Genomic DNA, 19,261 nt, shown 5'->3' with positions numbered 1-19,261 from the left:
CGCGCACCCCGCAGCAACGACCGCCCGAACCCGGAAGCCAACGGCATCCGCAACCCCAGCGGCGGCGGAGCCGCCAACGCGTCGGTCAGCGGCCGCGCGTAGCGGCCGTCCAGGACCGCGCCGAGGACGAAGTCCACGGACAGCGCGACCACTTCCGCCTGGTGGTCGCGCAAGCCGTGCCCGTCCGAATGGACCTCGAACCGGCACGTGGAACGATTCACCTTCTTCGCCCGCACCGCCAGCCGGAACGACAACTCCGGGTCGCTGCGCGCGTCATTGGTGCCGTGCACGATCAACACCTGCCTTCCCGACAGCTGTTTCACCGGTTCGAGGGAGTCGTCCGCCGCCTCCGGCAGGCAAGGTGCCAGCGCCAGCACCGAGTTGACCGCGTGGTGACCGGCCGCCGCCAGGGCGGCCCGCCCCCCGGCGCCGTAGCCGGCCAGGCAGACCGGCACGTCGCCGTAGCGCCGTAACGCCTCGTCCGCCGCCCACCGGGCCGCCGCCACCCGCCCGGCCGCCGCCGCGGGGCCGGCCCCGCCCCGCTCGCCGTACCGGACCGGGTGCGTCACCAGCCCCGCCGGCCCGCCGACCCGGGCCAGCGCCCGGGCCAGTGGCCGCACCGGGCCCGTGGCCCACCGGGACGCCCCGGGGAGCAGGAGCACCACACCACTGACCGTCGAACCGGATCCGTTCGCGCCGGTCGCCCGCCCCAGGCGGGCCCCGTGCGCCCCGGGCGCATGCGTAGCCATGGCGGAACACTCTCAGACGCCGAGATGTACGCCACCCGTCCGCACGGTCACTGTTACGTATCGACCGCCGCCGACGGCATGTCGCTCTACGCGCGTAGGAGTAGAGTGCCCGGATGACGAGCGAGACCCCCACCCTGCCCACCCCGGACCAGATCCGCCGCTCCCCGAAGGTGCTGCTGCACGACCACCTGGACGGCGGGCTGCGCCCCGGGACCATCATCGAGCTGGCCGCGGCGGTCGGCTACGACAAGCTTCCCGAGACCGACGCCGACAAGCTCGGCGTCTGGTTCCGCGACGCCGCCGACTCCGGCTCCCTGCCCCGCTACCTGGAGACGTTCGCGCACACCTGCGCCGTCATGCAGACCAAGGAGGCCCTCTTCCGGGTCGCCGCCGAGTGCGCGGAGGACCTGGCCGAGGACGGCGTCGTCTACGCCGAGGTCCGCTACGCCCCCGAGCAGCACCTGGAGGCCGGGCTGACCCTCGAAGAGGTCGTCGAGGCCGTCAACGAGGGCTTCCGCGAGGGCGAGCGCCGGGCGAAGGCCAACGGCCACCGCATCCGCGTGGGTGCGCTGCTGACGGCCATGCGCCACGCGGCCCGTGCCCTGGAGATCGCCGAGCTGGCCAACCGCTACCGCGACAACGGCGTGGTCGGCTTCGACATCGCCGGCGCCGAGGCGGGCTTCCCTCCCACCCGCCACCTGGACGCGTTCGAGTACCTCAAGCGCGAGAACAACCACTTCACCATCCACGCGGGCGAGGCCTTCGGCCTGCCGTCGATCTGGCAGGCGCTCCAGTGGTGCGGCGCCGACCGCCTGGGCCACGGCGTGAAGATCATCGACGACATCGAGGTCGCCGCGGACGGCAGCGTGACGCTGGGCCGCCTGGCCTCCTACGTCCGGGACAAGCGCATCCCGCTGGAGATGTGCCCGACCTCCAACCTGCAGACCGGTGCCGCCGCCTCGTACGCCGAGCACCCGATCGGGCTGCTGCGCCGCCTGCACTTCCGCCTCACCGTCAACACGGACAACAGGCTGATGAGCGGCACCAGCATGAGCCGCGAATTCGAGCACCTTGTCGACACCTTCGGCTACACGCTCGACGACATGCAGTGGTTCACCGTCAATGCGATGAAGTCCGCGTTCATTCCTTTCGATGAACGACTGGCGATGATCAACGACGTGATCAAGCCCGGCTACGCCGAGCTGAAGTCGGAGTGGCTGTTCCGTCAGACCGCTTCGACCAGCGGTTCCGTCTCGGCCTGAATCGAGACATGACAAGCCGAAAGCGCCCGGGAGTCCGTCCCCCCGGGCGCTTTCTCCTATTGAATGATGTTTGCGGTGCGGGGTTTCGGCTGGCTAGTTTGCGGAGCCGCTCAATTCCCCGTCACAAGGACTCTTCATGAAGCAGTCAGCTGCCAAGTCCCTCGGTGTCGCCGTCGTCGGTGCCGCCCTCGCCGCGGCCGCCGCCGGCACCGCCTCCGCGACCGCCCTCCCCGCGCTCGGTGCCACCGACGCCCTGGGCATGGTCACGGGTGCGGCCCAGAGCCTGCCGCTGCAGGACGCCACCCAGTCGCTCACCGGCCAGCAGCAGGCGGCCGAGGGCGAGCAGAGCACCTCCGCGAGCGACCCGGGCCAGGCGCTCGGCACCGTCACCGGTCTGCTGGGCGGCCTGCCGACCAGCGGCCTCGGCGGCTGATTCCGCTCCGGAACCGGCCCGGAATTCGTGCGGGCGTTCATGCGGCGCACATCCCTTCGACGGGGTGTGCGCCGCTCCGCGCGATGTGCCACGATCCCCCCAACTGCCCGCCGACGTACGGGGTTCAGAGGTCCGATGGTCTCGATCTTGTGGTTGCACGGCATGGTTCGGCACGGCATGGCCCGGCACGGCATGGCCCGGTACGGCGCCGCCGCGCCCGACGTGGCGCCGTCCGGCACGGTGAGGAAGCGGGCGAGGGCGCGGACCGCCGTGCTCGCCGCGGTGCCGGCCCTGGCGCTGGCACTCGCCGGCTGCGCGGGCGGGAGCGGCGCCCCGAGCGGGTCCGGCGCCGTCAAGAGCCCCGACCCCAAGGGCTCCGCGGCCGCGGGCGCTCCCGGCGCGCCCGCCACGCCGCGCAGCGGCAGCCCGCTGGAGAGGGCCGCGCTGGAACAGGGCGACCTCGCCGGCTACCAGGTCTCCGCGCAGGGCAAGAACCCCGACGCGCCCGACGGGCAACCCCAGGCCGACAAGAAGCAGTGCCAGCCGCTGGCCGACATCATGGGCGACCAGCCCGACCCGGCCGCGCGCGAGACCGTCAACCGGGGCGTGGGCTCCCAGAAGCAGGTCGGCCTGGCCGTGTCGGCGTCCGTCAGCTCCTACGCCGAGGCCGACGCCGAGCGTCTGATCTCCCGGCTGGAACGGGCCGTCGCGGCGTGCGGCTCCGGTTTCTCCGCCACCGTCGACCGGCACAGCGGGACCTACCGGGACGTGAAGGCGGCCTCCTACCGGGCGGGCGGCGACGAGTCGGTCAGCTGGACCACCACGGCCGCCGCCGAGGGCGTGTCGGCCCATGTCCACCTGGTCGTCGTACGCCAGGGCGCCACGGTCGTACGGCTGATGGCCCTGGACGTGACCGGGGCGCAGCGCAAGCCGGAGGTTCCGCACGAGGTGACGGACAAGCAGTTGGAGAAGGTGCGGGCCGCGCTCGGCTAGGGCTCGCTCGTCCCTACCGGGCCGTTCCTACCACGCCGTCTTCGTGTCCCCGTACCCGCGCTCGTTCGGCAGCAGCACCCACAGGGCGATGTAGATCAGGAACTGCGGGCCGGGCAGCAGGCAGGAGAGCACGAAGATGATGCGCATCGTCCGCGCGGAGATGCCGAAGCGTCGGGCCAGGCCGGCGCAGACGCCGCCGATCATCCGTCCGTCACGGGGCCGCACAATGGCGCTCATGATTTCTCCTTCGTAAGGACCGCGTCGTTTTCACCGCGTCGTTTTCCGTGATGCCTCAATACTCCCGGTGGATCGCGGAAAGGACCTCGGTCCGCAGGCCGAGTCCGACCCTGGGAATTCTCGGGGTCGACCCCTGACCGGACGCCCCCGAGGACGTACGGGAGGAGGACGCGGCCGCATCCGACGCACGGGCCGCCGAAGAGCCCGCCGCGTACTGCTTCCCGGCCCGGCCGCGCCGCATGCGCGAGCGCAGTGCCGGGACGACGGCCAGGTGCGCCAGCGCCACACCGACGGTGTTGAGCAGGATGTGGTCCACGTCGACCACCTGGCCGGGCACCCCGCTCTGCAGCATCGCCAGGACCAGGGAGATCAACGCGCCGGCGGTGGTGGTGCGCAGCAGGGACGACCAGGCGGCCAGCGGCGAGGGCGCGAGCCGGCCGCTGACCCAGGGCAGCAGGACGCCCAGCGGCGCGAGCAGCACCAGCGACGAGCCGATCCGGCGCGCCGCCTCCAGGGGGCCGTAGCCGAGGTCGGTCCTGATCCCCTCCAGCGGGGTCAGGTTCGCGGCGGCGGCCCAGGGCACGTCCAGGGGCCGCAGGGTGACCCAGCCGACGAGTGCCAGGTGGGCGAGGAGCAGGATGCCGCCCAGGACCCGGAGCCGGAGGTGTATGGCGGCACGGTCGCCGCCCGCATGGCGCTGCACACCAGGGCAGACGCCGGGTGCGACGGCCGTGGTTCCGGGTTCGTCAGCGTGTGGCGAGGAGCACGACGAGGAGGATCGCGCCGGCGACGGCCGGGGCGATGATCTCGTACGACCAGCGCACCGTCACGGTGCCCTGGGCGCCCTGGCGCCGGGCGCAGCGCTCGGCGAGTTCCTGGAGCTCGCTCACGCTGCGGTCGGCGCCGGCCTTCTCGCCGTCGCCCTTGCGGTTGGCGCGCTTGCGCGCGCGCAGGCTGACGGGGATGGACCACAGCTGGTACTTCTCGCCGTCGGCGAGGACCTCGGAGCTGTAGCCGGCGCGCACGGCGTCGACGGTGGCCCAGGGCAGGTCGACGGTGCGGAAGGGGTTGCGGACGCGGAGCCGGTCCTCGTTGGCGAAGACGGCGGGGCGCAGGGTGTACGCCACCACCAGCGGGACGGCCAGCAGGGCAGAGGCGACGCCGTACCAGGGGGCGTTGCCGTGGCCGCGGACCACGGCGTCCCCGCACAGCCAGACGATCAGCGCCAGCAGGAGCACACCGCTGACCAGGGCCATGGGGGAGCGGTAGATCCGGTCGTCGTAGGCCGGGTCCTCGGGGGGCTGCACGCTGCTCATGGGGGCGATTGTGCCTCACGGGGTGGCGGGGGTGGAGGGGGGCCGGGCCGGGCGTCCGGGGTGGGGCTCGGGGCGGGGGCCCTGGGCCCCGGGGTGGGCGTTCCGCGGGAGGGGGTAGGACGACGTTGTGCCGTGGGCCGTGACCGTCAGGACCGGGGTGGCCGTGTCCGACGCCGTCAGGGACAGGTGGAGGCCGTTCACGGTCTCGGTGGGGTGGTCGCGGTCCAGCTTGGCCAGGACGCGGACCATGTACGTGTCGCCCGGCTGCCAGTCCGGGCCGACGAAGCGGATCCAGGCCTCCGGGCCCTCCGCCTCGTTGCGCAGCACCGCGACCATGCCCGCGCCGATGGCGACCGGCTCGCCCGCGTAGCGGTCCGCAGGCGGGGCCGGGGGGGTGGGCGCGCCCGGTGCGGCCGGTGCGGCCGGTGCGGTCGAGGCGGGGCCGTTCACCGCCGCCTGCGCCGCCTGCGCCGCCTGCGCGCTGCCGGCGGCGGGCGTCAGGAGGGCCGCCGCGAGGGCGGCGGTGGCGATCCGGGTGCGGAGGGCGGTGCGCATGGCGAGTCCTGGGAACAGTGTCGAGGACGGGTGCGGGAGTCGCACGCCAGCGGAACGTCCAATTCCGATCCCGGACCGACCGAGGGGGTGACAGGTCGCTACGCGCGTAGATATGCTCATCTGGTGACCATGCCCACCACCCTCACCGCATTCGCTGACGTGACGACGTCCGACAGCGCGCTGCGCCGCTTCCTGCACGGCCTGCCCGGCGTGGACGCCGTCGGCCTGGAGGCCCGCGCCGCCGCGCTCGGGACGCGTTCGATCAAGACGACGGCCAAGGCGTACGCCATCGACCTCGCCATCTCGATGATCGACCTGACGACGCTGGAAGGCGCGGACACCCCGGGCAAGGTCCGGGCGCTCGCCGCCAAGGCCGTCCACCCCGACCCCACCGACCGGACGACCCCGATGACCGCCGCGGTCTGCGTCTACCCGGACATGGTGGCCACCGCCAAGGCCGCCCTGGGCGGCGCCGACGTCAAGGTCGCCTCCGTGGCCACCGCCTTCCCGGCGGGCCGGGCGGCCCTGCCGGTCAAGCTGGCCGACACCCGTGACGCCGTCGCCGCCGGCGCCGACGAGATCGACATGGTCATCGACCGTGGCGCCTTCCTCGCCGGCCGCTACCTGGAGACGTACGAGCTGATCAAGGCCGTCAAGGAGGCGTGCGTCCGGCCCGACGGGACGAGCGCCCGCCTGAAGGTCATCTTCGAGACCGGCGAGCTGTCGACGTACGACAACATCCGCCGCGCCTCCTGGATCGGCATGCTGGCCGGGGCGGACTTCATCAAGACCTCCACCGGCAAGGTCGGGGTCAACGCGACCCCCGCCAACACCCTGCTGATGCTCGAAGCCGTCCGCGACTTCAAGGCGCAGACTGGAATCCAGGTCGGCGTGAAGCCGGCCGGCGGGATCCGCACGACCAAGGACGCGATCAAGTTCCTGGTCCTGGTCAACGAGACCGTGGGCGAGGACTGGCTGACCAACGAGTGGTTCCGGTTCGGCGCCTCCAGCCTGCTGAACGACCTGCTCATGCAGCGCCAGAAGCTGAGCACCGGGCGTTACTCCGGTCCCGACTACGTGACGGTGGACTGATCATCATGGCTTCCCTTTTCGAGTACGCACCGGCCCCCGAGTCGCGGTCCGTCGTCGACATCGCGCCCTCGTACGGCCTCTTCATCGACGGCGAGTTCACCGACGCCGCCGACGGCAAGGTCTTCAAGACCGTCTCGCCGTCCTCCGAGGAGGTCCTCGCCGAGGTCGCCCAGGCCGGCGCCGCCGACGTCGACCGTGCCGTGAAGGCCGCCCGCAAGGCCTTCGAGAAGTGGTCCGCGCTGCCGGGCTCCGAGCGCGCCAAGTACCTCTTCCGCATCGCCCGGATCATCCAGGAGCGCAGCCGCGAGCTGGCCGTCCTGGAGACCCTGGACAACGGCAAGCCCATCAAGGAGACCCGCGACGCGGACCTCCCGCTGGTCGCCGCGCACTTCTTCTACTACGCGGGCTGGGCCGACAAGCTCGACCACGCGGGCTACGGCGCGAACCCGCGCCCGCTCGGCGTGGCCGGCCAGGTCATCCCGTGGAACTTCCCGCTGCTGATGCTGGCCTGGAAGATCGCCCCGGCGCTGGCCACCGGCAACACGGTCGTGCTGAAGCCGGCCGAGACCACCCCGCTGTCGGCGCTGTTCTTCGCGGACATCTGCCGCCAGGCGGGCCTGCCCAAGGGCGTCGTCAACATCGTCCCCGGCTACGGGGACGCGGGCGCCGAGCTGGTCGCCCACCCGGACGTGAACAAGGTCGCCTTCACCGGCTCCACCGCGGTCGGCAAGGCCATCGCCCGCCAGGTCGCCGGCAGCGGCAAGAAGGTCACCCTGGAGCTGGGCGGCAAGGGCGCCAACATCGTCTTCGACGACGCCCCGATCGACCAGGCCGTCGAGGGCATCGTGGGCGGCATCTTCTTCAACCAGGGCCAGGTCTGCTGCGCGGGCTCGCGCCTGCTGGTCCAGGAGTCGATCCACGACGAGCTGCTGGACTCCCTCAAGCGCCGCCTGTCCACGCTGCGCCTGGGCGACCCGCTGGACAAGAACACCGACATCGGCGCGATCAACTCCGCCGAGCAGCTGGCCCGGATCACCGCGCTCGCCGAGACCGGCGAGGCCGAGGGCGCCGAGCGCTGGTCCCCGGCGTGCGAGCTGCCGTCCGCCGGTTACTGGTTCGCCCCGACGCTCTTCACCAACGTCACCCAGGCGCACACCGTCGCCCGCGACGAGATCTTCGGGCCGGTCCTGTCCGTGCTGACCTTCCGTACGCCGGACGAGGCCGTCGCCAAGGCCAACAACAGCCAGTACGGCCTGTCGGCCGGCATCTGGACGGAGAAGGGCTCGCGCATCCTCGCGGTCGCGAACAAGCTCCGCGCGGGTGTGGTGTGGGCCAACACGTTCAACAAGTTCGACCCGACCTCGCCGTTCGGCGGTTACAAGGAGTCGGGCTTCGGCCGCGAGGGCGGTCGCCACGGTCTGGAGGCCTACCTCGATGTCTGAGTCCTCGACGCGTCTGAACGTCTTCAAGACCTACAAGCTGTACGTGGGCGGGAAGTTCCCGCGATCCGAGAGCGGCCGGGTGTACGAGGTGACCGACCCGAAGGGCAAGTGGCTGGCCAACGCCCCCCTGTCGTCCCGCAAGGACGCCCGTGACGCGGTGGTCGCCGCGCGCAAGGCGTTCGGTGGCTGGTCGGGTGCGACCGCGTACAACCGGGGCCAGGTCCTCTACCGCGTCGCCGAGATGCTGGAGGGCCGCCGGGAGCAGTTCGTGCGCGAGGTCGCCGAGGCCGAGGGGCTGTCGAAGTCCAAGGCGGGCGCCGTCGTGGACGCGGCGATCGACCGCTGGGTCTGGTACGCCGGCTGGACGGACAAGATCGGGCAGGTCGTGGGCGGGGCCAACCCGGTCGCGGGCCCGTTCTTCAACCTCTCCACCCCCGAGCCGACCGGTGTCGTCGCCGTCGTCGCCCCGCAGGAGTCGTCCTTCCTCGGCCTGGTCTCGGTGATCGCCCCGGTCATCGCGACCGGCAACACGGCGGTCGTCATCGCCTCGGAGAAGGCGCCGCTGCCGGCCCTGTCCCTGGGCGAGGTCCTCGCCACCTCGGACCTGCCCGGCGGCGTGGTCAACATCCTGTCCGGCAAGGCGTCCGAGATGGGCCCGCACCTGGCGGCGCACATGGACGTCAACGCGATCGACCTGGCGGGCGCCGACGCGGCCCTGGCCCAGGAGCTGGAGATCGCGGCGGCGGACAACCTCAAGCGCGTCCTTCGTCCACAGCCTGTGGACGACTGGGCGGCCGACCCGGGCACGCGGCGCATGACGGCGTTCCTGGAGACCAAGACCGTCTGGCACCCCACGGGGTCCCTGGGCGCGTCCGGCTCGTCGTACTAGTCCTTCCGGTACGGCGGCCCACCGCGCGACCGGCCCCGGCGGCAACCCGCGCCCAGCTCCCGCTGGGCGGCCCCTGCTGCCGGGGCCTTCGCGTGCCCGGGCGCGCCCAGTGGTGTCCGCCGCCCGTCAGCTCCGGCCGCCGCCCGTCAGCGGCCCGAGCAGGGAACCCGCGGCGGCCTGCGGCAACTGGCCCACCGAGGGGCCCTGGGTGAGGATCCCGGTCACCATCGTGGTGCCGACCTGGGGGAAGTCGGCCACCTGCGTGGCGACGCCGTTGTCCAGCGGATCGACCCCGGTGTTCGCGAGCGGGTTCACCTTGAGGTTGGCCACCGGGTCGGTCACCCCGGCGAGCGCGGCGGGCACCGAGAGCTCACCCGCCCGGGCGCCGCCGGCGGCCAGGGCGAGCGCCGCGCCGGCCATGGAGACCGTGAGGCCGGCGTTACGGAGGGTGGTGCGCGGTGCGGATTCTGCGTGACGTCCCATGCACTCACCGTAGTTGAAGTGTGATGCTGGATACCAACGGGTGCCTTCGGGGATCCCCTACCCGGGGGAATGGTTCAGACTGGTGTCCCGTGAGCTGTTCATCTCCCCTTCCCACGCGTGTCGTCCTGCTGACGGGTCCTTCGGGTTCCGGCAAGTCCTCGCTGGCCGCCCGCTCCGGCCTCCCGGTCCTGCGCCTCGACGACTTCTACAAGGAGGCGGACGACCCGACCCTCCCGCTCGTCGCCGGCAGCTCCGACATCGACTGGGACTCCCCGCAGTCGTGGGACGCGGACGGCGCCGTCGCCGCCGTCACCGAACTGTGCGCGACGGGACGGACCCAGGTGCCGGTCTACGACATCGCCACCAGCTCCCGCACCGGTTCGGAGACCCTGGACATCGCCCGCACCCCGCTGTTCATCGCGGAGGGGATCTTCGCCGCGGACATCGCGGCCCGCCTGCAGGAGCAGGGGCTGCTCGCCGACGCCATCTGCCTGCGCGGCCGGCCGTCCACCACCTTCCGCCGCCGGCTCGCCCGCGACCTGCGCGAGGGGCGCAAGTCGGTGGGCTTCCTGCTGCGCCGCGGCTGGCGGCTGATGCGGGCCGAACGGGGCATCGTCGCCCGGCACGTGGCCCTCGGCGCCCACCCCTGCGCCCGCGACGAGGCGCTGGGCCGGCTCGCGGCGGCGGCCGCCGGCCGCCACCGTTCCCCCGTCGCCCCGGTCTGACCGGACCGCGTACGGCCGCCCGGCGGCCCGGCCGCGCGGCCGGGCGCGTCGCGCACGACGCACGAAAGGGCGGGACCACGCGGACCCCCGACCGCGTGACCCCGCCCTTTCCCCCCATGGCCACCGCCCCACCCCCGTAGGACGGTCCCCCCGGCCGGTGGTCCCTTACGCGACGAGCTCCTCGAAGGACTCCGCCTCGTCGCGGCCGAAGCTCAGCGCCTCGTCGTCGCGCAGCCGGCGCAGCGAGCGCCAGATGCTCGACTTCACGGTGCCGACGCTGATCCCGAGGATGTCGGCGATCTCCGGGTCCGTGCGGCCCTCGTAGTAGCGCAGCACCAGCATCGTGCGCTGCGGCTCGGGCAGCCGGGTCAGCGCCTGCCAGAGCACCGCGCGCAGCTCCGTGCCGCGCATCGCGTCCGACTCGCCGACCGTCTCCGGCAGTTCCTCGGTCGGGTACTCGTTGAGCTTGCGCCGGCGCCAGGCGCTGATGTGCAGGTTGGTCATGGTGCGGCGCAGGTAGCCGCCGACGGCCGCCTTGTCGCTGATCCGGTCCCAGGCCCGGTACGTCGAGAACAGCGCGCTCTGCAGCAGGTCCTCGGCCTCGTGCCGGTCGCCGGTGAGGTGGAAGGCGGTCGCGAAGAGCGCGGCGCGGCGCTCCTGCACGTACGCGGTGAACTCGGCCTCCGAGGAGGACGAGGGCCGCGCCGGGAGCGGGCCGCGCTGCTGCGGCACCGTCCCGGGAACCGACTCGTAGGTCTTGGCGTCAATGGCTACGACATGGGCCGTCCGGGGACGGGCGACGGCGGTGCTCCGGACACCCGCCCGACGGTTGACATCGTGCAGCCGCGTGACGACTGCGCTGGTCGTGGTGCTGTGCAGCATGTTCATCGCGCGCCCCCCGTCGTGGAGTGTTTCGGTCCGTTGCCCAAAAGATTGCCCGGCGGACATAACCGGGGTGTCCGCCGACTGTCACAGGCCTGTCACAGCCGCCGTCCGGCCGGCCGTGGCCGAGAAGCGTCCGCGCGACGGTCGAACTCCGATCGGCCGATGGGACAGAATGAGCGGGTGCCTTTCCTGTTGCTGATCGAGGACGACGACTCCATCCGTACGGCCCTCGAACTCTCCCTGACCCGCCAGGGCCACCGTGTGGCGACGGCTGCCACCGGTGAGGACGGCCTGAAGATGCTGCGTGAGCAGCGGCCGGATCTGATCGTGCTGGACGTGATGCTGCCCGGGATCGACGGCTTCGAGGTGTGCCGGCGCATCCGGCGCACCGACCAGCTGCCGATCATCCTGCTCACCGCGCGCAGCGACGACATCGATGTCGTCGTCGGCCTGGAGTCCGGCGCCGACGACTATGTCGTCAAGCCGGTCCAGGGCCGGGTGCTCGACGCCAGGATCCGGGCCGTGCTGCGCCGCGGCGAACGCGACGCCAGCGACTCGGCCGTGTTCGGCTCGCTGGTGATCGACCGGGCCGCGATGACGGTGACGAAGAACGGCGAGGACCTCCAGCTCACGCCCACCGAGCTGCGGCTGCTGCTGGAACTCAGCCGGCGGCCGGGCCAGGCGCTGTCGCGCCAGCAGCTGCTGCGGCTGGTCTGGGAGCACGACTACCTGGGCGACTCCCGCCTGGTGGACGCCTGCGTGCAGCGGCTGCGGGCCAAGGTCGAGGACGTGCCGTCCTCGCCCACGCTGATCCGGACCGTGCGCGGGGTCGGCTACCGCCTGGACTCCCCGCAGTGATCCGCCCGCTGCTCGCGGGCCGGCGCTGGACGAGCCTGCGGCTGCGGCTCCTGATCGTCTTCGCCCTGGTCGCGCTCACCGCCGCCGTCTCCGCCTCCGGGATCGCGTACTGGCTCAACCGCGAGGCGGTGCTCACCCGTACCCAGGACGCGGCGCTCGGCGACTTCCGCCAGGAGATGCAGAACCGGGCCGCCGCGCTGCCCCTGGACCCGACGCCGGAGGAACTCCAGCGCACCGCCGAGCTGATGGCGGGCAGCGCCCCCGGCTACAGCGTGCTGCTGGTCCACCAGCGCAAGGACGGCCGCAAGGTGTACGGCACCGCGGGGCCGGACCGGTTCTCCCTGGACGACGTGCCCAAGGCGCTCCAGCACGCCGTCAACGACAAGCCGAAGGCGACCGCGGCCGGCGACTCCGAGTACCACATGTACTGGCAGCGCACCACGCCGCACGGCAACCCGTACTTGGTCGGCGGGACCCGCGTGGTGGGCGGCGGTCCCACCGGCTACATGTACAAGTCCCTGGCCACCGAGCGCGGCGACCTCAACGCCCTGGCCTGGTCGCTGTGCATCGCCACCGCCCTGGCCCTGCTCGGCTCGGCGCTGCTCGCGCAGGCCGCGGCCCGTACCGTGCTCAAGCCCATCCAGCGGCTCGGCGACGCCGCGCGGCGCCTGGGCGAGGGCGAGCTGGACACCCGGCTGGACGTCTCCGGCAACGACGAACTCGCCGACCTGTCGCACACCTTCAACAAGACGGCCGAGGCGCTGGAGAAGAAGGTCGCGGACATGAGCGCCCGCGAGGAGTCCAGCCGCCGCTTCGTCGCCGACATGTCGCACGAACTGCGCACGCCGCTGACGGCGTTGACGGCGGTGACCGAGGTGCTGGAGGAAGAGGTCGAAGACCTCGATCCGATGATCGCACCGGCGGTGGCCCTGGTGGTCAGCGAGACCCGGCGGCTGAACAACCTGGTGGAGAACCTGATGGAGGTCACCCGCTTCGACGCGGGCACGGCCCGCCTGGTGCTCGACGACGTCGACGTGGCCGACCAGGTCACCGCGTGCATCGACGCCCGGGCCTGGCTGGACGCCGTCGAACTCGACGCCGAGCGCGGCATCATGGCCCGGCTCGACCCGCGCCGACTCGACGTGATCCTGGCCAACCTGATCGGCAACGCCCTCAAGCACGGCGGCTCGCCGGTGCGGGTGTCCGTACGCGTCGAGGACCAGTGGCTGGTCGTGGCGGTCAAGGACAACGGCCCGGGCATCCCCGCCGAGGTGCTCCCGCACGTCTTCGACCGCTTCTACAAGGCGAGCGCCTCGCGCCCGAAGTCGGACGGCAGCGGACTGGGACTGTCCATCGCGATGGAGAACGCGCACATCCACGGCGGTGACATCACCGCCGAGAACGCGCCCGGCGGCGGCGCGCTGTTCACGCTGCGGCTGCCGGTGGACGTGGGGAAGGTGATCGCCGGTGACGACGCGCAGGCGTAGCGGCGCGCTGGCCGCGGCCGGGTTGGTGCTGCTGACCACCGGGTGCGGGATCCGGGCCACCACCGTCCCGGTGGACGTGGGTCCGGCCCCGTCCCGGGTCTCCTGCGACACCCCGGCGCCGGGCCCCAGCGGGGGCGGCGGGGTGCAGGGCTTCCGGGCCACCGTGGAGCTGGTCTGCGGCTCGCAGCTGGTGGGCGTGGAACGGATCGTGCCGGTCCCGGAGAAGCGCCCGGCCAAGGAGCCGGTGGTGCTCGTCGCCCAGGCGCTCCTGGAGGCCCTGGAGCGCACGCCGTCGACGGAGGAGCGGGACGCCGGCTTCAGCACCGGGGTGCCGACGGGGCTGGGCGCGGTGGCGCCGCGCGCCGGGGACCCGGCGGGCACGCTGCGGCTGAGCCGCCGGCCCGAGGACCTGCCGCCGGTGGCGCTGGCGCAGATCGTGTGCACCTTCGCGGGCAGCGAGGCCGTCTCCGCGGACGCCGGCCCGGTGGTCCTCGGCGGCCCCGACGCCGACCCGCCGCGGTCGTTCGAGTGCACGGACGCCGTCCGCACCCGCCCGGAGGCCGCGTCCACGCTCGGCGAGATCGTCCGCCCGGGCGGCGCGCAGAGCCCGTCACGGACCCCTTGACCTCAAGCGCGCTCAAGGTTCCATGATCGCCGCATGGACAACGAGACCGCATTCGCATCGATCATCGAGTACGAGGTGGACGGGCCGCAGACCCAGGCCGCGTTCGTGGCCGCGTTCGCCGAGCTCGCGGAGCGCTGGGTGCGCTCCGCCCCGGGCTTCGTCTCGGCGCGCTTCCACGCCGGCACCGACGGCACCCGCGTCCACAACGTGGTGACCTGGCGGGACGAGGACGCCTACCGGGCCTTCGTGGAGACCTCCGACACCGAGGGCCGGCTCGCGGCCATCGAGGCGGCCGTGGCGGGCCTGCCCGGCACCGCCGTCTACCGGGGCACGGGCGCGCCGACGTACCGCGTGGTGCGGGAGGTCGGGCCGGGGCCGGCCGCGGCGTAGGGGAGCGCGCGGGGCGCGCGGACGCAGAACGACGGACTCCGTCCGCGCGGGCCACGGGGGCCGCGCGGACGGAGTCCGTCGCCGTCGCGGGGTGGGGCGGGGGCGTCAGATCCCCGCGGCCACCGCCAGGTCCTTCTTGATCGCGTCCAGGACCTCCTGGCCGCGGGCGCGGGCCGGGACGAGGTCCGGGCCGTCGGCGACCGGGACCACGACCTCCAGGTAGCACTTGAGCTTGGGCTCGGTGCCGGACGGGCGGACGATCACCCGGGCCCGGTAGTCGCCCTCCAGGTAGTAGCGCAGGCCGTCCGTCGGCGGCAGCGACTGCGTGCCCCGCGTCAGGTCCTCGGCCGAGACCACCCGCAGGCCCGCCAGCGAGGCCGGGGGCTGCGCGCGCAGCTGCGCCATCGCCGAGGCGATGACCGACAGGTCCTCCACCCGCACCGACAGCTGGTCGGTGGCGTGCAGGCCGTGCTCGATCGCCAGGTCGTCCAGCAGGTCGCTCAGGGTGCGGCCCTGCTCCTTCAGCTCCGAGGCCAGCTCGGCGACCAGCAGGGCGGCGGTGATGCCGTCCTTGTCGCGCACGCCCTCGGGGTCGACGCAGTAGCCCAGGGCCTCCTCGTAGCCGTAGCGCAGGCCCTCGACCCGGGAGATCCACTTGAAGCCCGTCAGGGTCTCCTCGTGGCCCACGCCCGCCGCCTTCGCGATCCGGCCGAGCAGCGAGGACGACACGATCGACTCGGCGAAGACGCCCTGGGCGCCCTTGTGCACCAGGTGGGCCGCCAGCAGCGCGCCGACCTCGTCGCCGCGCAGCATCCGCCAGCCCGACTCCGCCGCGTCGTCCGGGACGGCCACCGCGCAGCGGTCCGCGTCGGGGTCGTTGGCGATCACGATGTCCGGGTGGACCTGCGCCGCGGTGGCGAAGGCCAGGTCCATCGCGCCCGGCTCCTCCGGGTTGGGGAAGGCGACGGTGGGGAACGCCGGGTCCGGCTCGGCCTGCGCCTCCACCAGCGCGGGGGCGGGGAAGCCGTGCCGCTCGAAGGCCGCCAGCACGACGTCCTTGCCGACGCCGTGCATGGCCGTGTAGACGGTCCGCACACCCCGGGGCGACCCGGGGGTCAGGACGGCGTCGGTCCGCTCCAGGTAGGCCTGGAGGACCTCGTCGCCGAGCTCCTGCCAGCCGCTGTCCGGACGCGGTACGTCGGCCAGCGCGCCCACGCGGTCGATCTCGGCCGCGATCTCGGCGTCGGCCGGGGACACGATCTGCGAGCCGTCGCCGAGGTAGACCTTGTAGCCGTTGTCCCGGGGCGGGTTGTGGCTCGCGGTCACCTCGACGCCGGCGACGGCACCCAGGTGCCTTATCGCGTACGCGAGCACGGGCGTGGGCAGCGGGCGGGGCAGGACGGCGGCGCGCAGCCCGGCGCCGGTCATCACGGCCGCGGTGTCCCGGGCGAAGTCCGCCGACTTGTAGCGCGCGTCGTAGCCGACCACGACGAGGCCGCCGGTGTGGCCCTTGCCCTTGAGGTAGGCGGCCAGGCCCGCCGCGGCCCGGATGACCACGGAGCGGTTCATCCGCATCGGGCCGGCGCCCAGCTCGCCGCGCAGTCCGGCGGTGCCGAACTGCAGCGTGCCGGAGAACCGGTCCGCGAGCTCGGTCAGGTCCCCGGCCTCCACCAGGGCCGCGAGCTCCTGCGCCGTCTCGGGGTCGGGGTCCTCCGCCTGCCAGGCCTGGGCCCGGGTGATCAGGTCGTCCTGCACTTCATCGCCTCTTCTCGTGCCTGCGTCTCGTGCCTGCTTCTCCGGCCTGCGCCGTCGCCTCGTACGGCTCAGATCCGGGCGAGGACCTGGGTGAGCAGCTGGCCCATGCGGGCGGCCGAGTCACGGCCGGCCTGGAGGACCTCCTCGTGGTTGAGCGGCTCGCCGGACAGGCCCGCCGCCAGGTTCGTCACGAGGGAGATGCCCAGCACCTCGGCGCCGGCCTCACGGGCGGCGATGGCCTCCAGCACGGTGGACATGCCGACCAGGTCGGCGCCCATCACGCGGATCATGTTGATCTCGGCCGGGGTCTCGTAGTGCGGGCCGGGGAACTGGACGTAGACGCCCTCTTCGAGGGTCGGGTCGATCTCCTTGCACATCGCGCGCAGCCGCGGCGAGTACAGGTCGGTCAGGTCCACGAAGTTCGCGCCGACGATCGGGGAGGCCGCCGTCAGGTTGAGGTGGTCGCTGATCAGGACCGGCTGGCCGGGCCGCATGCCCTCGCGCAGGCCGCCGCAGCCGTTGGTGAGGACCACGGTCTTGCAGCCGGCGGCGACGGCGGTGCGGACGCCGTGCGCGACGGCGGCGACGCCGCGGCCCTCGTAGAAGTGCGTGCGGCCGAGGAAGAGCAGGGCCCGCTTCTCGCCGATCCGGTACGAGCGGATCTTGCCGCCGTGGCCCTCGACGGCGGGCGGCGGGAATCCGGGCAGCTCGGTGACGGGGAACTCGGCCTCGGGCTCGCCGAGGACCTCGGCGGCGGGGGCCCAGCCCGAACCCATGACGAGCGCGACGTCGTGGGTCTCGGCACCGGTGAGCTCCCGCAGACGGGCGGCTGCGGCGCTCGCTGCGGCGTGGGGGTCGGCGTGGGGGTCCGTAACAGATGCGTTCACGCGGACGAGGGTAGCCGCTCAATCCCTACGCGCGTAGATGGCACAGCTCACGGTGTTCGGATCGTTGCCTTGTCGTTTCCGACCAAATGTCCGGGCGCGGGCCCGGCGGGGCCCTCAGCAGGGGCGCTTGCGCAGTTCCATCACGTAGTCGTGGGGGGCGCCGGCGGACTCGGCGGCGTCGGCGATCTCGCCTAGGTAGCGGGCCGAGGGCAGGCCGCCCTCGTAGCCGTTGAGGACGTAGACCCAGGCCGCCTCCTCGCCGTCGAGGGTCTGCACCCGCACCCGCATCCGGCGGTAGATGTCGAGGCCGACGCCTTCCCAGCGGTCCATGCTGTCCTCGTCCAGCGGCGCGATGTCGTACAGCGCCACGAAGACCTGCTGGCGCGGGGCCTCCACGATCGTGGCGAGCGCCCCTTCCCAGCCCATCTGTTCCCCGCCGAAGGTCAGCCGCCAGTCCTGGAGCCACCCCGTGCCGCGCAGCGGGGAATGCGGGGCGCGGCGTGACATCAGCCGCGGGTCGAGGTTGCCGGCGTACGCGGCGTAGAGCGACATGAGACCGAGGGTACGGGAGGGGCGCCGGTGGGTGTGTGCCCGGCCGCCGCACCGGATGGCGGACCCGATCGCCGGCCTGGGGAGAAGCACCTTGAAGCGTGCGGGACAATAGGGCACGGAATGCATCCCCCGGGGGACACGCCCCCGGAACCACCGGCCGGGCGCGGCAGCCGGCCGGGTAGACGTGAGGCGGACTTTTCGTGACCCGGATCGTGATCATCGGCGGCGGACCCGGCGGGTATGAGGCGGCGCTCGTGGGCGCCCAGCTCGGCGCGGAGGTGACCGTCGTCGACTGCGACGGTCTGGGCGGGGCGTCGGTGCTCACCGACTGCGTGCCCTCCAAGACTCTCATCGCGACCGCCGAGGTGATGACGAACTTCGACTCGTCGTACGAGGAGCTCGGCATCATCGTCGCGGACGACACCCCGCACATCGAGCAGGCCGCCCGCGTGGTCGGCGTGGACCTCGGCAAGGTCAACCGGCGCGTCAAGCGCCTCGCGCTCGCCCAGTCCCACGACATCACCGCCTCGGTGACCCGGGCCGGTGCCAAGGTCATGCGCGGCCGCGGCAAGCTCGGCGGCCCGCAGGGCATCGACGGCACCCGCGACGTGATCGTCACCGCGGCCGACGGCACGGAGACGATCCTGACCGCGGACGCCGTGCTCATCGCCACCGGCGGCACCCCGCGCGAGATCCCCGACGCCAAGCCCGACGGCGAGCGGATCCTGAACTGGACCCAGGTCTACGACCTCGACGAGCTGCCCGAGGAGCTCATCGTGGTCGGCTCCGGCGTGACCGGCGCCGAGTTCGCCGGCGCCTACCAGGCCCTCGGCTCCCGGGTCACGCTGGTCTCCTCCCGCGACCGGGTGCTCCCCGGCGAGGACCCCGACGCCGCCGCCGTGCTGGAGGACGTCTTCCGCCGCCGCGGCATGAACGTCATCGGCCGCTCGCGGGCCGAGTCCGCCAAGCGGGTCGGCGACCGGGTCGAGGTCACCCTCTCCGACGGCCGGGTCATCTCCGGCACGCACTGCCTGATGGCGGTCGGCGCGATCCCGAACACCCGGGACATGAACCTGGAGGAGTCCGGGGTCAGGCTCAAGGACTCCGGCCACATCTGGACCGACAAGGTCTCCCGGACCAGCGCCCCCGGCGTGTACGCCGCCGGTGACGTCACCGGCGTCTTCGCGCTGGCGTCCGTGGCCGCCATGCAGGGCCGCATCGCCATGTACCACTTCCTCGGCGACGCGGTGGCCCCGCTGAACCTCAAGACGGTCTCCTCGAACGTCTTCACCGACCCGGAGATCGCCACCGTCGGCTACACCCAGGCCGACGTGGACGCCGGCGTCATCGACGCCCGCGTGGTCAAGCTGCCGCTGCTGCGCAACGCGCGCGCCAAGATGCAGGGCATCCGCGACGGCTTCGTGAAGCTGTTCTGCCGCCCGGGCACCGGCATCGTGGTCGGCGGTGTGGTCGTCTCCCCGCGCGCGAGCGAACTGATCCACCCGATCTCGATCGCCGTCGACAACAACCTGACGGTCGAGCAGATCGCAAACGCGTTCACGGTGTACCCCTCGCTGTCCGGTTCGATCGCCGAGGTCGCCCGCCAGCTGCACACCCGCAAGGTGGCCGGGGAGGCGTAGGCCGCC

The 19,261-nt window shown here is 72.9% G+C and carries 22 protein-coding genes; 12 read left to right on the top strand and 10 right to left on the bottom strand.

The window, feature by feature from the left end; genetic code table 11:
* The coding region (locus tag LG632_RS03830) for an alpha/beta hydrolase (RefSeq protein ID WP_226725159.1) at positions 1 to 749 on the bottom strand (749 nt) is incomplete at its 3' end.
* 113 nt (positions 750 to 862) lie between these two features.
* On the opposite strand from LG632_RS03830, the gene LG632_RS03825 reads away from it, so the two are divergent.
* The 3 genes from LG632_RS03825 to LG632_RS03815 all read left to right on the top strand — a co-directional run bounded on the left by LG632_RS03825 (position 863) and on the right by LG632_RS03815 (position 3,437).
* Positions 863 to 2,011: an adenosine deaminase gene (locus LG632_RS03825; protein WP_226725157.1), complete on the top strand. Its 1,149-nt coding sequence runs from the start codon at positions 863 to 865 to the stop codon at positions 2,009 to 2,011.
* 136 nt (positions 2,012 to 2,147) lie between these two features.
* Positions 2,148 to 2,444 (top strand): hypothetical protein, encoded by a 297-nt coding sequence (locus LG632_RS03820; protein ID WP_226725155.1) that lies wholly within the window; start codon positions 2,148 to 2,150, stop codon positions 2,442 to 2,444.
* A gap of 162 nt (positions 2,445 to 2,606) precedes the next feature.
* Positions 2,607 to 3,437 (top strand): hypothetical protein, encoded by an 831-nt coding sequence (locus LG632_RS03815; protein ID WP_226725171.1) that lies wholly within the window; start codon positions 2,607 to 2,609, stop codon positions 3,435 to 3,437.
* Positions 3,438 to 3,464: 27 nt separating this feature from the next.
* Here LG632_RS03815 and LG632_RS03810 read toward each other — a convergent pair whose 3' ends face one another.
* From LG632_RS03810 to LG632_RS03795, 4 genes are read right to left on the bottom strand one after another with little or no spacing between them, the layout of a single operon-like run.
* Entirely contained in the window at positions 3,465 to 3,674 is a 210-nt protein-coding gene (locus tag LG632_RS03810) for a PspC domain-containing protein (RefSeq protein ID WP_226725153.1), read from the bottom strand.
* A 55-nt stretch (positions 3,675 to 3,729) separates the two neighbouring features.
* Positions 3,730 to 4,377 (bottom strand): VanZ family protein, encoded by a 648-nt coding sequence (locus LG632_RS03805; RefSeq protein ID WP_226725151.1) that lies wholly within the window; start codon positions 4,375 to 4,377, stop codon positions 3,730 to 3,732.
* Between the two features lie 43 nt (positions 4,378 to 4,420).
* Complete coding sequence (locus LG632_RS03800) at positions 4,421 to 4,990, bottom strand: PH domain-containing protein (RefSeq protein WP_226725149.1); 570 nt, start codon at positions 4,988 to 4,990, stop codon at positions 4,421 to 4,423.
* Between the two features lie 15 nt (positions 4,991 to 5,005).
* A complete protein-coding gene (locus tag LG632_RS03795; RefSeq protein WP_226725148.1) occupies positions 5,006 to 5,545 on the bottom strand; it encodes a hypothetical protein in 540 nt (179 codons plus the stop codon).
* A gap of 129 nt (positions 5,546 to 5,674) precedes the next feature.
* On the opposite strand from LG632_RS03795, the gene deoC reads away from it, so the two are divergent.
* From deoC to LG632_RS03780, 3 genes are read left to right on the top strand one after another with little or no spacing between them, the layout of a single operon-like run.
* Positions 5,675 to 6,637: a deoxyribose-phosphate aldolase gene (gene deoC, locus LG632_RS03790; RefSeq protein ID WP_226725169.1), complete on the top strand. Its 963-nt coding sequence runs from the start codon at positions 5,675 to 5,677 to the stop codon at positions 6,635 to 6,637.
* A gap of 5 nt (positions 6,638 to 6,642) precedes the next feature.
* Positions 6,643 to 8,079 carry an aldehyde dehydrogenase family protein gene (locus LG632_RS03785; protein WP_226725146.1) on the top strand — a complete coding sequence of 479 codons (1,437 nt, stop codon included), beginning with the start codon at positions 6,643 to 6,645 and terminating at the stop codon, positions 8,077 to 8,079.
* On the top strand, positions 8,072 to 8,968 hold the full coding sequence (locus LG632_RS03780; RefSeq protein WP_226725144.1) for an aldehyde dehydrogenase family protein: 897 nt from the start codon (positions 8,072 to 8,074) through the stop codon (positions 8,966 to 8,968). Before LG632_RS03785 ends, LG632_RS03780 begins: the two co-directional genes overlap by 8 nt.
* A 126-nt stretch (positions 8,969 to 9,094) precedes the next feature.
* On the opposite strand, the gene LG632_RS03775 is transcribed toward LG632_RS03780, so the two are convergent.
* On the bottom strand, positions 9,095 to 9,451 hold the full coding sequence (locus LG632_RS03775; protein WP_226725142.1) for a hypothetical protein: 357 nt from the start codon (positions 9,449 to 9,451) through the stop codon (positions 9,095 to 9,097).
* A 23-nt stretch (positions 9,452 to 9,474) separates the two neighbouring features.
* Between LG632_RS03775 and LG632_RS03770 the strand changes: the two genes are divergently transcribed.
* A complete protein-coding gene (locus tag LG632_RS03770) occupies positions 9,475 to 10,176 on the top strand; it encodes a uridine kinase family protein (protein ID WP_226725141.1) in 702 nt (233 codons plus the stop codon).
* A gap of 165 nt (positions 10,177 to 10,341) precedes the next feature.
* Here LG632_RS03770 and LG632_RS03765 read toward each other — a convergent pair whose 3' ends face one another.
* Positions 10,342 to 11,064, bottom strand: a complete 723-nt coding sequence (locus tag LG632_RS03765) for a SigE family RNA polymerase sigma factor (RefSeq protein WP_226725139.1) — start codon at positions 11,062 to 11,064, stop codon at positions 10,342 to 10,344.
* Between the two features lie 177 nt (positions 11,065 to 11,241).
* On the opposite strand from LG632_RS03765, the gene afsQ1 reads away from it, so the two are divergent.
* Genes afsQ1 through LG632_RS03745 form a run of 4 tightly spaced genes read left to right on the top strand, consistent with a single transcriptional unit; the run spans position 11,242 to position 14,421 of the window.
* Positions 11,242 to 11,919: a two-component system response regulator AfsQ1 gene (gene afsQ1 / locus LG632_RS03760; protein WP_226725137.1), complete on the top strand. Its 678-nt coding sequence runs from the start codon at positions 11,242 to 11,244 to the stop codon at positions 11,917 to 11,919.
* On the top strand, positions 11,817 to 13,406 hold the full coding sequence (locus LG632_RS03755; RefSeq protein WP_374203392.1) for a sensor histidine kinase: 1,590 nt from the start codon (positions 11,817 to 11,819) through the stop codon (positions 13,404 to 13,406). Before afsQ1 ends, LG632_RS03755 begins: the two co-directional genes overlap by 103 nt.
* Positions 13,387 to 14,031, top strand: a complete 645-nt coding sequence (locus tag LG632_RS03750) for a hypothetical protein (protein ID WP_226725133.1) — start codon at positions 13,387 to 13,389, stop codon at positions 14,029 to 14,031. The genes LG632_RS03755 and LG632_RS03750 overlap by 20 nt, the downstream gene beginning before the upstream one ends.
* 33 nt (positions 14,032 to 14,064) lie before the next feature.
* A complete protein-coding gene (locus LG632_RS03745) occupies positions 14,065 to 14,421 on the top strand; it encodes an antibiotic biosynthesis monooxygenase family protein (protein ID WP_226725131.1) in 357 nt (118 codons plus the stop codon).
* Between the two features lie 105 nt (positions 14,422 to 14,526).
* On the opposite strand, the gene LG632_RS03740 is transcribed toward LG632_RS03745, so the two are convergent.
* The 3 genes from LG632_RS03740 to LG632_RS03730 form a co-directional block, all read right to left on the bottom strand.
* The gene (locus LG632_RS03740) at positions 14,527 to 16,176 is read right to left on the bottom strand and encodes a phospho-sugar mutase (protein ID WP_226725129.1); all 1,650 of its coding nucleotides are present in this window, start codon (positions 16,174 to 16,176) and stop codon (positions 14,527 to 14,529) included.
* A gap of 68 nt (positions 16,177 to 16,244) precedes the next feature.
* Positions 16,245 to 17,063 carry a purine-nucleoside phosphorylase gene (locus tag LG632_RS03735; RefSeq protein WP_226725127.1) on the bottom strand — a complete coding sequence of 273 codons (819 nt, stop codon included), beginning with the start codon at positions 17,061 to 17,063 and terminating at the stop codon, positions 16,245 to 16,247.
* Positions 17,064 to 17,177: 114 nt separating this feature from the next.
* Positions 17,178 to 17,615, bottom strand: a complete 438-nt coding sequence (locus tag LG632_RS03730; protein WP_226725126.1) for a gamma-glutamylcyclotransferase family protein — start codon at positions 17,613 to 17,615, stop codon at positions 17,178 to 17,180.
* Positions 17,616 to 17,815: 200 nt separating this feature from the next.
* Here LG632_RS03730 and LG632_RS03725 point away from each other — a divergent pair, with 200 nt between their 5' ends.
* On the top strand, positions 17,816 to 19,255 hold the full coding sequence (locus tag LG632_RS03725; protein ID WP_226725125.1) for an NAD(P)H-quinone dehydrogenase: 1,440 nt from the start codon (positions 17,816 to 17,818) through the stop codon (positions 19,253 to 19,255).
* Positions 19,256 to 19,261: the final 6 nt, after the last annotated feature.

This window comes from Streptomyces antimicrobicus, from assembly GCF_020532625.1.
In the GTDB taxonomy this organism is placed as follows: Bacteria; Actinomycetota; Actinomycetes; order Streptomycetales; family Streptomycetaceae; genus Streptomyces; species Streptomyces antimicrobicus.
Note: the sequence above shows the minus strand (reverse complement) of the source record. Positions and strands in the feature narration are given on the sequence as shown.

Bases quoted from the DNA above. Each gene is read 5' to 3' on its own strand.
- LG632_RS03815 (WP_226725171.1), top strand. From the start codon at position 2,607: ATGGTTCGGCACGGCATGGCCCGGCACGGCATGGCCCGGTACGGCGCC.
- LG632_RS03820 (WP_226725155.1), top strand. From the start codon at position 2,148: ATGAAGCAGTCAGCTGCCAAGTCCCTCGGTGTCGCCGTCGTCGGTGCC.
- LG632_RS03800 (WP_226725149.1), bottom strand. From the start codon at position 4,990: ATGAGCAGCGTGCAGCCCCCCGAGGACCCGGCCTACGACGACCGGATC.
- LG632_RS03810 (WP_226725153.1), bottom strand. From the start codon at position 3,674: ATGAGCGCCATTGTGCGGCCCCGTGACGGACGGATGATCGGCGGCGTC.
- LG632_RS03825 (WP_226725157.1), top strand. From the start codon at position 863: ATGACGAGCGAGACCCCCACCCTGCCCACCCCGGACCAGATCCGCCGC.
- deoC (WP_226725169.1), top strand. From the start codon at position 5,675: ATGCCCACCACCCTCACCGCATTCGCTGACGTGACGACGTCCGACAGC.
- LG632_RS03745 (WP_226725131.1), top strand. From the start codon at position 14,065: ATGGACAACGAGACCGCATTCGCATCGATCATCGAGTACGAGGTGGAC.
- LG632_RS03770 (WP_226725141.1), top strand. From the start codon at position 9,475: ATGCTGGATACCAACGGGTGCCTTCGGGGATCCCCTACCCGGGGGAAT.
- LG632_RS03795 (WP_226725148.1), bottom strand. From the start codon at position 5,545: ATGCGCACCGCCCTCCGCACCCGGATCGCCACCGCCGCCCTCGCGGCG.
- LG632_RS03730 (WP_226725126.1), bottom strand. From the start codon at position 17,615: ATGTCGCTCTACGCCGCGTACGCCGGCAACCTCGACCCGCGGCTGATG.
- LG632_RS03775 (WP_226725142.1), bottom strand. From the start codon at position 9,451: ATGGGACGTCACGCAGAATCCGCACCGCGCACCACCCTCCGTAACGCC.
- LG632_RS03765 (WP_226725139.1), bottom strand. From the start codon at position 11,064: ATGAACATGCTGCACAGCACCACGACCAGCGCAGTCGTCACGCGGCTG.
- LG632_RS03780 (WP_226725144.1), top strand. From the start codon at position 8,072: ATGTCTGAGTCCTCGACGCGTCTGAACGTCTTCAAGACCTACAAGCTG.
- LG632_RS03785 (WP_226725146.1), top strand. From the start codon at position 6,643: ATGGCTTCCCTTTTCGAGTACGCACCGGCCCCCGAGTCGCGGTCCGTC.